This is a genomic window from Streptomyces sp. NPDC003247, from assembly GCF_042888135.1.
In the GTDB taxonomy this organism is placed as follows: domain Bacteria; phylum Actinomycetota; class Actinomycetes; order Streptomycetales; family Streptomycetaceae; genus Streptomyces.
Window position 1 is genome coordinate 1 of the sequence record NZ_JBIAPF010000017.1, and the last position, 13,298, is coordinate 13,298.

Annotated in this window: 9 protein-coding genes; 4 read left to right on the forward strand and 5 right to left on the reverse strand. The window is 72.8% G+C overall.

All coding sequences use genetic code 11. The features are described from left to right. Positions 1–139 precede the first annotated feature (139 nt). From ACFYWQ_RS38325 to ACFYWQ_RS38345, 5 genes are read right to left on the reverse strand one after another with little or no spacing between them, the layout of a single operon-like run. The gene (locus ACFYWQ_RS38325) at positions 140–1,450 is read right to left on the reverse strand and encodes a DUF58 domain-containing protein (protein WP_389523745.1); all 1,311 of its coding nucleotides are present in this window, start codon (positions 1,448–1,450) and stop codon (positions 140–142) included. Further along, positions 1,450–2,439, reverse strand: coding sequence for an AAA family ATPase (locus tag ACFYWQ_RS38330; protein ID WP_389523747.1), 990 nt, complete (start codon positions 2,437–2,439; stop codon positions 1,450–1,452). Before ACFYWQ_RS38330 ends, ACFYWQ_RS38325 begins: the two co-directional genes overlap by 1 nt. Next, positions 2,439–3,635 carry a DUF4350 domain-containing protein gene (locus tag ACFYWQ_RS38335; RefSeq protein ID WP_389523749.1) on the reverse strand — a complete coding sequence of 399 codons (1,197 nt, stop codon included), beginning with the start codon at positions 3,633–3,635 and terminating at the stop codon, positions 2,439–2,441. The genes ACFYWQ_RS38330 and ACFYWQ_RS38335 overlap by 1 nt, the downstream gene beginning before the upstream one ends. Next, the gene (locus tag ACFYWQ_RS38340) at positions 3,632–4,474 is read right to left on the reverse strand and encodes a DUF4129 domain-containing protein (protein ID WP_389523752.1); all 843 of its coding nucleotides are present in this window, start codon (positions 4,472–4,474) and stop codon (positions 3,632–3,634) included. Before ACFYWQ_RS38340 ends, ACFYWQ_RS38335 begins: the two co-directional genes overlap by 4 nt. 4 nt (positions 4,475–4,478) lie before the next feature. Beyond that, positions 4,479–5,846: a glycerophosphoryl diester phosphodiesterase membrane domain-containing protein gene (locus ACFYWQ_RS38345; RefSeq protein ID WP_389523754.1), complete on the reverse strand. Its 1,368-nt coding sequence runs from the start codon at positions 5,844–5,846 to the stop codon at positions 4,479–4,481. Between the two features lie 140 nt (positions 5,847–5,986). Between ACFYWQ_RS38345 and mtnA the strand changes: the two genes are divergently transcribed. The 4 genes from mtnA (at position 5,987) to ACFYWQ_RS38365 (ending at position 13,105) form a co-directional block, all read left to right on the forward strand. Then, positions 5,987–7,129, forward strand: a complete 1,143-nt coding sequence (mtnA, locus tag ACFYWQ_RS38350; RefSeq protein ID WP_389523757.1) for an S-methyl-5-thioribose-1-phosphate isomerase — start codon at positions 5,987–5,989, stop codon at positions 7,127–7,129. Positions 7,130–8,423: 1,294 nt separating this feature from the next. Beyond that, positions 8,424–9,113, forward strand: coding sequence for a two-component system response regulator MtrA (gene mtrA / locus ACFYWQ_RS38355; protein ID WP_187283109.1), 690 nt, complete (start codon positions 8,424–8,426; stop codon positions 9,111–9,113). 1 nt (position 9,114) lies between these two features. After that, positions 9,115–11,178 carry an MtrAB system histidine kinase MtrB gene (gene mtrB, locus ACFYWQ_RS38360; RefSeq protein ID WP_389523761.1) on the forward strand — a complete coding sequence of 688 codons (2,064 nt, stop codon included), beginning with the start codon at positions 9,115–9,117 and terminating at the stop codon, positions 11,176–11,178. Positions 11,179–11,320: 142 nt separating this feature from the next. Then, a complete protein-coding gene (locus tag ACFYWQ_RS38365) occupies positions 11,321–13,105 on the forward strand; it encodes an LpqB family beta-propeller domain-containing protein (protein WP_389523764.1) in 1,785 nt (594 codons plus the stop codon). Positions 13,106–13,298 lie beyond the last annotated feature (193 nt).

The window sequence follows — 13,298 nt, forward strand, 5'->3', positions numbered from 1 at the left end:
GCAGGGGGGACCCTGTGGGAGAGTAGGACGCCGCCGAACAATTTTTGAGAAATCCCCCGTGCCGGACGGCACGGGGGATTTCTGCGTTCAGGGTCGAGAACATGGACTACGGGCTCTCCTGCGAGAGCCCGTTTCTGCGTTATAGACGTCCGGCCGCTTTCAGGGACAGATAAGCGTCCACCAGAGCCGGCGCCAGTTCGTCGGGAGGCGCGTCGACGACCGTGACTCCATGGCGGCGGAGCTGTTCGGCGGTGCGGTGACGTTCTGTCTGGGCCTGGGCGGCCGCCGCCGCTTCGTAGACGGCATCGATGGTGCCGCGGGCCTGAGCCATACCGGCGATGCGGGGGTCGGCGACCGAAGCGAGGAGAACGGTGTGACCTCGGGTGAGTTGCGGGAGGAGCGGTAGCAGACCCGCCTCGATGGGGGCGGCGTCCAGCGCCGTCAGGAGCACGATCAGCGAGCGGCGAGGGGCCGTACGAAGGGCGGTGGCGATGAGGCCGCGGGCGTCCGTCTCGATCAGCTCCGGTTCCAGGGCTGCCGTCGCGGCGACCAGTGACGGGAGCAAGTCACGGGCCGTTCTGCCCTGGACGACGGCGCGTACTCGGCGGTCGTAGGCGAGGAGGTCGACGTGGTCGCCGGCGCGGGAGGCCAGTGCGGCCAGAAGCAGGGCCGCGTCCAGGGAGGCGTCGAGGCGGGGGGCGTCTCCGACACGGCCCGCGGACGTGCGCCCGGTGTCCAGGACCAGGAGGAGGCGGCGGTCGCGCTCGGGGCGCCACGTGCGGACGGCGACCGTCGACTGACGCGCGGTGGCACGCCAGTCGATGGAACGGGTGTCGTCACCGGGGACGTAGGCGCGGAGACTGTCGAACTCCGTGCCCTCGCCTCGGGTCAGGGCACTGGTGCGGCCGTCGAGCTCGCGGAGGCGGGCCACTTTCGAGGGGAGGTGCCTGCGGCTGGTGAACGGAGGGAGGACCCGTACGGTCCAGGGGACTGTGTGGGTGCCCTGGCGTGCGAAGAGGCCGAGAGGGCCGTACGAGCGGATGGTGACGCGGTCGGCGTGGCGGTCGCCGCGGCGGGTCGGGCGCAGTCGGGTGGTGAGGCGGCGCCGTTCGCCTGCGGGGACCGTGAGCCGGTGGCGGGAGGCGGCGAACTCGGTGCCGGGCAGCCAGCTGCTGGGGGGCCAGGCGTCGCGGAGGCGGGCACGCAGGGGGCGGCCGGACGGATTGGTGATCGTGAGGGTGACGTCGGCGGTGTCGCCGAGGCGTACGGAGGTGTCGCCGGAGCGGGTCAGGCGCAGGCGGCGTACGGGGGCGGCGAGGGCGTAGTCGCAGGCGCAGGCCGCGGCCAGGGAGGCGTTGACGGCGAGGATGCCCGTCCAGCCGGGTGCCCAGACGCCGACGGGGAGGGAGCCGAGGGCCGCCAGGAGGGCGGCGCGTCCGGTGAGCGCCATCAGCGGGGGACGGGAACGTGGGCGAGGACGGCGTTGATGACCGAGTCGGCCGTGACGCCCTCCATCTCCGCTTCCGGGCGGAGCTGCACGCGATGGCGGAGGGTCGGCAGGGCGAGGGCTTTGACGTCGTCGGGGATGACGTAGTCGCGGCCGGTCAGCCATGCCCAGGCGCGGGCGGTGGACAGCAGGGCCGTCGCGCCGCGGGGGGAGACGCCGAGGGTGAGGGAGGGGGACTCGCGGGTGGCTCGGCAGATGTCGACGACGTAGGCGGTGATCTCCGGGGCGACGGTGGTCCGGGCGACGGCCGCTCGGGCTGCTTCGAGGTCGGCTGCGCCCGCCACCGGGCGTACGCCGGCGGTGTGCAGGTCGCGCGGGTCGAAGCCCTCGGCGTGGCGGGTGAGGACGTCGATCTCGTGCCGGCGGGAGGGGAGGGGGACGGTGAGTTTGAGGAGGAAACGGTCCAGCTGGGCTTCGGGCAGGGGGTAGGTGCCCTCGTACTCGACCGGGTTCTGGGTCGCGGCGACCAGGAACGGGTCGGGGAGGGGGCGGGGGGTGCCGTCGACGGTGACCTGGCGTTCCTCCATGGCTTCGAGGAGGGAGGCCTGGGTCTTCGGCGGAGTGCGGTTGATCTCGTCGGCGAGGAGGAGGTGCGTGAAGACCGGGCCGGACTGGAAGGAGAACTCGGCGGTGCGGGCGTCGTAGACGAGGGAGCCGGTGACGTCGCTCGGCATGAGGTCCGGGGTGAACTGGACGCGTTTGGTGTCGAGGTCGAGTGCCGCGGCGAGGGCGCGGACGAGCAGGGTCTTGGCGACGCCGGGGACCCCTTCGAGGAGGACGTGGCCGCGGCACAGGAGGGCGACGACGAGGCCGGTCACGGCGGGGTCCTGGCCGACCACGGCCTTGGCGATCTCGGCCCGCAGGGCTTCCAGGGACGCGCGGGCGTCGCCCGGGTCCCCGGTCTTCCCGGCGTTGTCAGTGGTCGGGTCCATCATGGACGGCGTACCTCTCTTTCGAGGGCGTCGAGTCGGTCGGCGAGCGTGATCAGTGCTGGGTCGTCGCCGGGGGGCGGGCCGAAGAGGAGGGGGTGCAGGGCCTGTCCGTCGCCGTGGAGGTGGGCGGACAGGGCGGGGAGGAGCGTCTCGGGCGTGTGGGCCTGGGCGACGGGGAGGCCGACGAGAGGGGCGAGGCGGGTGCGGGTCGTGGAGCGAAGAGCGGTGGCCGCGCGGTCGCGTGCGCGGGTCTTGCGGTAGAGGCGGGCGCGGCCTTCGGCCGTTTCGGAGGCGCGGATCGCGACGGGGAGTTTCTCCGGCACGAGGGGGCCGAGTCGGCGTGCCCTCCACAGGGCGGTGAGGGTTGCCGCGACGAAGAGCTGCACGGTGCCCCAGAGCCAGCCCGCGGGGAGCAGTTCGACGAGGCTCTTCTCGTCGTCCGGGGCGGTGGCGGAGGAGTCGGAGAGCGAGGGGAGGTACCAGACCAGGTGAGGGCGGGAGCCGAGGAGTTGGAGGGCGAGCGAGGCGTTGCCCTGTTCGTCGAGGCGGTCGTTGAAGAGGATGTCGGGGGCGCCGAGCACGACGGTGTCGCCGTCGCGGGAGGGCGCGGGGAGGCGCAGGAGGGTGGCGAGGCGGTTGCTGGGGTAGCACTTGTCCGCGTCGCGGAGGGTGGTGGTGTAGCGGATGCCGCCGGTGTCGGCGGTGCCGGCGCGGCGGGCGGCGGGCAGGGCGCAGGCCGGGGAGAGGGTGGACTCGCGGCTGGCGGCGGGGTCCGCGGCGACGCCGGGTGCGAGTGTCTTCACCGACCAGCTGCCGGGGGCGACGAGGACGGTGCGGCCGCCGGAGTCGGTGGTCGCCGCGTGCAGCCGGCGCTGCTGGCGTTTCGTCAGGAGATCGGGGTCGGCGACGAGGAGGGTGGTGTCCGGGCCGGTGGCGGTTCGGGCGTCCGCCAGAGTGGTGACGACACGGGTGGCGACGCCGTGCCGGGAGAGCAGTTCGGCCACGGCGCGGCTGCCGTAGGGGTCGGCGGAGCGCGGGTCGAGGGCGCCGTGGCGGGCGTCGGAGCGGAGGGCGGCGAGGGCGACGGCACCGGCCAGCAGGAGTACGAAGGCGAGGGCGATGCCTCGGGCGTGGGTCCACAGGTGGCGGGCGGTGGGCGAGACCGAGGTGGACGGGAGGGCGGCCTCGGTCGTCATGCGGGCGCTCCGGGGCGGGTGTGGTGGTCCGCGCTGGGGGTGCTGCTGTGGATGGCCTGGGGTGTGGTGTCGTCCAGGTCGCGGTCGAGGCCGGTGATGCGGTGGTACGCCTGGTCGGTGGCGGTGCGGCCGCCGTATGTGACGTCGTCGAAGTCGCGGGCGGCGGCGTGCAGCCGCTCGGTGTGGGCCGGAAGGGAGCGGCCCGCCTCGGCGGCGGCCTCGTCGGCGGTGCGGCCGGGGCGGACGTCGAGGAGCGCGCGTTCCTCCAGGGCGCGGACGATGGCGCGCATGCGTTCCTGGACGGCTTGGGTCCAGTGGCCCTGGGCGGCGTGTGCCTCGGCGGCCGCGCGGTGGTCGGCGGCGCTGCGGGGGCGGTCGTCGAACAGGGCGGCGGCGGAGGCGGGCCGGCGGCCCGGGGTGCCGAGGCGCCACCAGAGGGCGGCCAGGGCGGCGACGGCGGCCAGGACGATCACGACCAGGCCGACCGCTCCGCCCGGGGTGGCGGTGGAGGCGGCGGTGAGCAGGTCGCCGATCCAGTCCCACAGGCCGTTCAGGAAGCGTTCGAACAGGCTGGGGTCGTTCTCGTGGTACAGCCCCTTGGACAGCTCGCGCCGGGCCGCTTCCCGCGCCGGATCGCGGGGGACGGTCACCGGCGGCTCGTCGCTCCGCAAGGACACGGGGAGGCCGTCGCCCGCCCGCAGCAGTACGCGTACGGCCCGGTCGGCGGCGTGTGAGAGGGACGACGGGGCGGAGGCGGGCGTGCCGTGCGGCACCGTCGCGGGCACCGGGCCGCCCGGCGGTGCCGGCAGGGCTGTGAGGACTCCCCCCGTCGGGCTCACCGCATCAGCTCCGCGGCGGGGTGGCGGGGGAGGCGGTCCCGTAGCCCTGTATGCCGGCGGCGTCGGCCAGATCGAGGTCGAGGGCCTCGCGGCGGATGCGCAGGTCGACGTAGAGGAGGGCGGTCACGCCCGCCGTGATCGGGAGCGTGATCATGGAGCCGATCACCGAGCCGATCCCGCTGACGACGAGGTACGACCAGCCGAGGTCGGTGTCGCCCTGTGTGAAGGCGGAGATTCCTCCTTCGCCGAGGGCGGCACCGAAAAGGGCGAAGGGGACCACCACGATCGTCGCGATGAGGTTGGCGAGGATCATGGAGAGCAGCTGGATCCCGAAGACCCGCCACCAGGAGCCGCGCACCAGCTTCGCGGAGCGGGCGAGCGCCTTCTTGATGCTCTGCTTCTCCAGCATCAGCGCGGGCGAGGCGAGCGAGAAGCGGGTGAGCAGCCACGCCACGACGACGAGGGCCGCGATGACGCCCAGTGCGGACAGCCCGTCACCGGCGGCACCGCCCACCAGGGCGCCGGGCAGGGCGCCCACGACGACGATCGCGACCGCCGTCAGCATCAGGAAGAAGACCAGGCCGAACAGTCGCGGTACCTGGGGGCGGGCGTCGCGCCAGGCCTGGCCGGTCGTCACCGGCCTGCCGATGACCGCGCGGCTGGTGACGGTCGTCAGGAGCGCGGTCGCCGTGATGCTGCCGACGAGGGCGATCAGGAAGACGACGCCCGAGTCGCGCGCGACGTCGACCATGGCGCGCCACTTCTCGTCCATGGTGGCGTACGGGTCGCTGAGGGCGGCCGTGCTCGCGCTGTCGTTGAGGAACAGGCCCTGGACGAGGACGACGGCGACCTCTATGACGACGGCGACGGTCAGGGAGATGCCGAGGACGGTGCGCCAGTGGGCGCGCATGGTGGAGACGGCGCCGTCGAGGATCTCGCCCACGCCGAGGGGGCGCAGCGGGATCACGCCGGGCTTGACGGCGGGCGGAGGGCCGCCCCAGCCGGCACCCCAGCCGCCGTAGCCGCCATGGCCGCCGTGTCCGCCGGGGGTGCCGTAGCCGCCATGGCCGCCGTATCCGCCGGGGCCCGTGGGACCCGGGGCGCCGGGCGGGCGGGTGCCCCAGCCGGGGGCGGGCGGGGGCGGCGGGGGAGACTGCGCCGGGTCGCGGGGGCCTGCGGGCGCGGACCACGGGGCCGGTGGCGGCTGTTCCTCGGACCACTTCGTGCCGGGGTTCTGCGGGTTCGCGGCCGGCTGGTCCGTGGGCTGCGTACCGCCGGGTCGGTCGGCGGAATCGGCAGGGTGGGACACCCCGGGCTCCTGTCCGTCGGACGGGGCGGATCCGGGCGATGCCCAGCCCGGGGTGTCGTTCATCGTTGCTCCTTCACGGTGCCCGACCGCGGGCGCGGCGGCAGTTCGGGAGCCATCGTGCCATGGGCCGGTCGTCGAGGGACCGGCCGCGGTCGGGGCTGCACAGCATCAATTGTCCGCCGGATAACGGGCAGACTGACGGCATGGCTGATCCGTACGCGCGACCTGGCGAGCACAAGCGGCCCACCGGCATACCGGCGATCCGCTGGGAGGAACCACCCGAAGGCCCGGTACTGGTGCTCCTGGACCAGACGAGGCTGCCGGCCGAGGAACAGGAACTGGTCTGTACGGACGCGTCCGCGCTGGTGGAGGCGATCCGCTCGCTCGCCGTGCGCGGGGCGCCGCTGCTCGGCATCGCCGGGGCGTACGGCGTCGCGCTCGCCGCCGCGCGTGGCTTCGACGTGGACGAGGCCGCGGCCGCGCTCGAAGGGGCCCGGCCCACCGCGGTGAACCTCTCCGTCGGTGTGCGCCGGGCCCGCTCCGCCTACCGGGCGGAGCTCGCCCAGGGCGGCGGTCACGAACAGGGCGCCCGGGCCGCGCTGGCCGCCGCGCGCCGGCTCCACGAGGAGGACGCCGAGGCGAGCGCCCGGATGGCGGGGCACGGACTGGCCCTCCTCGACGAGCTGCTGCCCGGGGGCGGGCACCGGGTCCTCACGCACTGCAACACCGGTTCGCTGGTGTCGGGCGGGGAGGGGACGGCGTTTGCGGTGGCGCTCGCCGCGCACCGGGCCGGGCGGCTCCGGCGGCTGTGGGTGGACGAGACGCGGCCCCTGTTGCAGGGCGCCCGCCTGACCGCGTACGAGGCGGGCCGCAACGGCATGGCGTACACGCTGCTCACGGACAACGCGGCGGGGTCGCTGTTCGCGGCCGGCGAGGTGGACGCCGTGCTGATCGGGGCGGACCGCATCGCGGCCGACGGCTCGGTGGCGAACAAGGTGGGCAGCTATCCGCTCGCCGTGCTCGCCCGCTACCACCACGTGCCGTTCATCGTGGTGGCGCCGGTGACGACGGTGGACCCGGACACCCCCGACGGGGCGTCGATCGAGGTCGAGCAGCGGCCGGCGTTCGAGGTGACGGAGGTGACGGCGCCGCAGGTGCCGATGGCGGGTGCAGGCGGGGGGATTCCGGTCGCGCCCTTGGGGACGCAGGCGTACAACCCGGCGTTCGACGTGACGCCGGCCGAGCTGGTGACGGCGATCGTCACGGAGGACGGCGTGGTGTCGCCGGTGACCGCCGAGGGCCTCGCCGAGCTGTGCGCCCGGCCTCGCCGGGTGACGGCCGGCTGATCGACGGGACGGTCTGGGCGGGAATCGGCCTGTCCGGCTGTGGGAGTCCCGGTCTTGGGTTCCGTGTCCGATGGTGAAGGGGCCTGAAGAAGGGTGAACCGACCACCGCCACCCGAGCTTCCCCCTCCTGCCCCGCCTCCCCGGCCTGCGCCGGAACGCCGCCACCATCGGACACGGACCCCGGCCGACGACGTCCACTTCGTCGGAGGGCCTCCGTACGGGCGAACCAGCGGGGCCAGTTCTCCGGCCGGGCGGCGAGCTGCTCGAAGACCGCTCCGGCCGGTGCCGGCAGCTCGCCGGTGCAGGTTCGCCGGAAGGGAGCGCGTTCGAGGAATCCGGGGTCTTCGGGCCGCAGCCGGTGCTTCATGGTGGTCGGTGCCCTTCCGGGGGCTGTCGCTTCGGCACTGCGCCGCAGTGTTCAACGCACGCTGAGGAGACACGAGGTCTACGGTTTTCTCGGTGGCGAGGCCGACCAGTACTACCCCGACCCATGCCGTTCCGGGCAGGACCGCTCTCCGCGGTGAGCGCGGGCGAGGTCCCGGTGCGTGGTCCGGCCACCGCCGCCGCTGTGCCGGGACGCTGCCGTGAAGGGCCGCAGCAATGACCCCTGTCCTCGGACATCGCGTCGTCCCTCCTGGGGGTGGCGACTGCTCAAGGCGATTGTGGATCAGTGCCGGTCCCCTGCGGGCGGTGACACGGTCCTGCCGCCGCGGCCGGTGAACGCGTCGCTCCGCGTCACCTCGAGGCGGCGGTCTCGAGACGCCGAGGCTCTGCGCCGAGAGCGTCCGGGCCGGCCGGCCTCACGCGGTTACCTGCGCACCCTGCCCGATCTGCCGCAGGTCGGGCAATTGTCCTTGAACCACGTACCTCTTCCTCGGCACACACCGCACGTCCCGGGAGGCAGCGGGCTGCCGTACTCCACGGTCAAGCCGATGACGACGAAGAGGACTACTAGGATCACGGTCACTGTCATCGTGAGCGCCTCAGGCCTGCGGACCGGGCTTTCAGCGTGCCGACGACCCCGCCATGGGGGAAGGGCAGCGTGCGGGGCGTGCGGAGGCACCGGCCCCCACCCCTGACGGCAACACCAGGCCCTTGCGCCCAGCAGTCGTGGGGGGGCGACCGGGGACGTGGCAGGGCCTGTCCAGGAGGAACGATCCTCTGGCCGCCGGGCCGACATCGGTGCTGACATCAGCGGCGGGGGACGGGGGCAGACAGTGACGGTTCGGTGCGACTAAGGTCACTGGCCGGTGACGCTGCTCACCTGCGCCACCTTCACCGTTATGAGAATGGGATGATGTCGTTTATGAAGGGACGAGTCCTTGTCGTCGACGACGACACCGCACTGGCCGAGATGCTCGGCATCGTGCTGCGTGGTGAAGGTTTTGAACCGTCTTTCGTAGCCGACGGCGACAAGGCGCTGGCCGCTTTCCGGGAGGCCAAACCCGACCTGGTGCTGCTGGACCTGATGCTGCCCGGGCGGGACGGTATCGAGGTGTGCCGCCTGATCCGGGCGGAGTCCGGGGTGCCGATCGTGATGCTCACGGCCAAGAGCGACACCGTCGACGTGGTCGTCGGGCTGGAGTCCGGCGCCGACGACTACATCGTGAAGCCGTTCAAGCCGAAGGAACTGGTCGCCCGGATCCGGGCGCGGCTGCGGAGGTCGGAGGAGCCCGCGCCGGAGCAGCTCGCCATCGGTGACCTCGTCATCGACGTGGCCGGGCACTCCGTGAAGCGGGACGGGCAGTCGATCGCGCTGACGCCGCTGGAGTTCGACCTGCTGGTCGCGCTCGCCCGCAAGCCCTGGCAGGTGTTCACCCGGGAAGTCCTGCTCGAACAGGTGTGGGGCTACCGGCACGCGGCCGACACCCGCCTGGTCAACGTGCACGTACAGCGGCTGCGGTCCAAGGTCGAGAAGGACCCGGAGCGGCCGGAGATCGTGGTGACCGTCCGTGGCGTCGGATACAAGGCAGGACCGAGCTGACATGTCCGGAGACAGCGCCGCTTCGGCTCCCGGCCGGTCCGGGGCCCGCCCGGGGCGGCCTGTCGGCCGGAAGGCGGCCGGACCACGCCTCCGGCACCTCTTCGACGGAGGGCTGCTGCACGGCGGGATCCGCAACAGCCCCGTCCTCAGGCTCCTGCTGCGCTGGGTGCGCCGGCCCCTGCTGCCCGTCATGCGGCTGTGGCGGCGCAACATCCAGCTCAAGGTCGTCGTCACCACCCTGCTGATGTCGCTCGGCGTCGTCCTGCTGCTCGGCTTCGTCGTCATCGGACAGGTGCGCAACGGACTCCTGGACGCCAAGGTCAAGGCCTCCCAGAGCCAGGCCACCGGAGGCTTCGCCGTCGCCAAGCAGAAGGCCGACGAGGCCGCCAGCGCCGCCGCCGACGACGACAGCGCCGTGGACGGCGGAACGTCCCAGAACGTCATCGAATGGATGAGCGAACTCGTGTCGTCGCTCTCCAGTGGCGGCCAGGGCGCCTTCGACGTCGTCACCCTGCCCCCCGGCGACGACAGCGGCGGCGGACGCGGACCACGCGCCTCCGGCTACGTCGACCCCAACAAGAGCGTCCCCGACGACCTGCGCACCCGCGTCAACACCAGCACCGGCGCCGCCCAGAGCTACACCCGCATCATCTACAGCAACGACAAGGAGTCCCAGCCGGCCCTCGTCATCGGCAAACAGCTCAACGACCCCAACGGCGAGTCCTACGAGCTGTACTACCTCTTCCCGCTCACCCAGGAGGAGAAGTCCCTCAGCCTCGTCAAGGGCACCCTCGCCACCGCCGGCCTCTTCGTCGTCGTACTCCTCGGCGCCATCGCCTGGCTCGTCGTACGGCAGGTCGTCACCCCCGTACGGATGGCCGCCGGGATCGCCGAACGGCTGTCCGCCGGACGCCTCCAGGAACGGATGAAGGTCACCGGCGAGGACGACATCGCCCGGCTCGGCGAGGCCTTCAACAAGATGGCGCAGAACCTCCAGCTGAAGATCAACCAGCTGGAGGACCTGTCCCGGATGCAGCGACGCTTCGTCTCCGACGTGTCGCACGAACTGCGCACCCCCCTGACGACCGTCCGCATGGCCGCCGACGTCATCCACGAGGCCCGTGAGGACTTCGACCCCGTCACCGCACGGTCGGCGGAACTCCTCGCCGACCAGCTCGACCGCTTCGAGTCCCTCCTCGCCGACCTCCTCGAGATCAGCCGCTTCGACGCCGGCGCCGCCGCCCTGGAAGCCGAACCGATCGACCTGCGCGAAGTCGTACGCCGTGTCGTCAGCGGGGCCGCACCGCTCGCCGAGCGCAAGGGCACCACCGTACGGATCCGCGGCGACCAGCAGCCCGTCATCGCCGAAGCCGACGCACGCCGCGTCGAACGCGTCCTGCGCAACCTCGTCGTCAACGCCGTCGAACACGGCGAGGGCAAGGACGTCGTCGTCCGGCTCGCCGCCGCAGGCGGCGCGGTCGCCGTCGCCGTACGCGACTACGGCGTCGGACTCAAGCCCGGCGAGGCCACCCGCGTCTTCAGCCGCTTCTGGCGCGCCGACCCCGCACGCGCGCGCACCACGGGCGGCACCGGACTCGGCCTGTCGATCGCCCTGGAGGACGCCCGGCTGCACGGCGGCTGGCTCCAGGCCTGGGGCGAGCCGGGCGGCGGCTCACAGTTCCGGCTGACCCTGCCCAGGACCGCCGACGAGCCGCTGCGAGGCTCCCCCATACCCCTGGAACCCAAGGACTCGCGCCGCAACCGCGGAGTCGACGACACCGGCCCGCCCCGCGGCGCGGGCGAGAAGAGCGCCACCGTGCCCGTGCAGCCCGCGGCCGGTGAACAGCGGCCCTCGCTCACCCCCCGCCCCGCCCCGCCCGCCCCCACCGCCGACCCCACCGCGCTGCCCGGCAACGGCGCACGCGTCGTGCCCCGGCCCACGACCGGCACCCGCCGACCGGACGAACCACCCGCCACCGGGACGGCACACGGGGAGACACCCGAGCGGACGGGCACACGACCCGCCGGCCCGGACCAGCGAGGGGAGGCATTCCGTGAGCGCTGACCGCGACGGGAGACATGTGGTGGGCGCTGACCAGGAGGGGGAACGTACGGTGCCGTCTGCGGTGCCCACCGGCCGTGAGGGAACACCTGCCGTAGGCGCGGGCCGCCCCAGGGGGAGCCGTCGGCGCACGCCGGCGCGCGCGATGGCGTACGCCGCCTGCGGTGCCGTCCTGCTCGCCGGCTGCGCCTCCATGCCCGACAGCGGGGACCTCCAAGGCGTCGAGTCCACCCCGCGCCAGGACACCCAGGTGAGGGTGTTCGCCATGCCGCCCCGCGACGACGCCCCGCCCTCCGAAATCGTCCAAGGCTTCCTCGAAGCGCTGACCAGCGACGACCCGCGCTACTCCACCGCCCGCCAGTACCTCACCACCAAAGCCGCGCAACGCTGGCAACCCGACAGCTCCACGACGGTCCTCGCCGACGGGCCGGGCACCGAGGTCGTCCAGTCCGGCGACCGCGACGACGGCGACGACTTCGCCTTCGAACTCACCGGCACCGAAGTCGCCACCCTCGACGCCCAGCAGTCCTACGCACCCGCCTCCGGCAACTACCGCCAGACCGTGTACCTCACGCGCGACAAGAAGACCCGGCAGTGGCGCATCGACGCACTCCCCCAGGGCATCGTCATGGGCAAGTCCGACTTCCAGCGCAACTTCATGTCCGTCAACAAGTACTACTTCGCCTCCAACACCACCACCACGGGCGCCGGCCGGACCATGGCCGTCGCCGACCCCGTCTACGTCCGCGAACGCGTCGACCCCATGACCCAGATGGTGCGCTCCCTGCTCAACGGGCCCACCAGCTGGCTGGAGCCCGTCGTCCGGTCCAGCTTCCCCACCGGCACGGCACTCACCCAGGACGTCACCGCGCTCACCCTGGACGACCGCAACAAACTCACCGTGCCGCTCAACGGCAAGGCCGCCCGCATAGGCCAGGGCAAGTGCGACGAGATGGCCGCCCAGCTGCTCTTCACCCTCCAGAGCCTCAGCCCCGCCGTCGACGAGATCGAACTGCGCGCCGGCGGCCGACAACTGTGCACCCTCAGCGACGACCGCGCCACGGCCGTCGCCGACCGCGGCGCGGAGAACAGCCCCGACTACCTCTACTTCATCGACGGCGGCCACCGGCTCGTCCGCATGCCCAACAGCGGCAGTGGCAGCGCCCGGGCCGAAACCGTGCCCGGAGCGCTCGGCGACGGCAGCAAAGAGCTGCGCTCCGTGGCCGTGGCCCGCGACGAGGACACCGCAGCCGGCGTCTCCCTCGACGGCAAGGCCCTCTACGTCACCCCCACCACGGTCGGTACCGCCCTCGGCCAACCCCTCCTCCAGAGCAAGGGCAAGACCGAGGCCGACCGGCTCACCACACCCAGCTGGGACGCCCAGGGCGACCTGTGGGTCGCCGACCGCGACCCCACCGCCCCCCGGCTGCTCCTCCTGGAGAAGGGCACCGGCCAGCCCCTCACCGTGCTCACCCCCGGCCTGGACGGACGGATCAACGCCGTCCGGGTCGCCGCCGACGGAACACGCATCGCGCTCGTCGTGGACAAGGACGGCAAGCAGTCCCTGCTCATCGGACGCATCGAACGCGACCGGACCGGAACGCAGCCCACCGTCAGCGTCCAGGAACTGCGCTCCGCCACACCCGACCTCGAACAGGTCACCGCCATGTCCTGGGCCGGAGACAGCCGGCTCGTCGTCGTCGGGCGCGAGACCGGCGGCGTCGAACAGGTGCAGTACGTGCAGTGCGACGGCTCCATCCCCGAAACCGGCACCCTGCCCGGCCTCACCGAAGTCACCAGCATCGCCGCCTCCGAGGACAGCGACGCCCCGCTCTTCGCCACCTCCAAGGACGGACTGCTGTGGCTGCCCGGAGGAAGCGGATGGCGGACGCTGAAGGAGACCGCTTCGGTGGCGTTCTATCCGGGATGAGGGCGGTGTTCCGGCGGGGGTGGTTGTTCTCGGAGAAACGCGAGAGGACTTTGCCTTGCATGTGCGCGGCTGAGCTGGATCGGTCGTACGACTCGTCCATTTGTTCGTAGAGCCGGTTTCTTTCGAGCCGGTTTCCCGCCCCGCCGCCTTTCGGGACTTTTCCACAGGCGTTTTCCACAGGGGTGGTCGACTC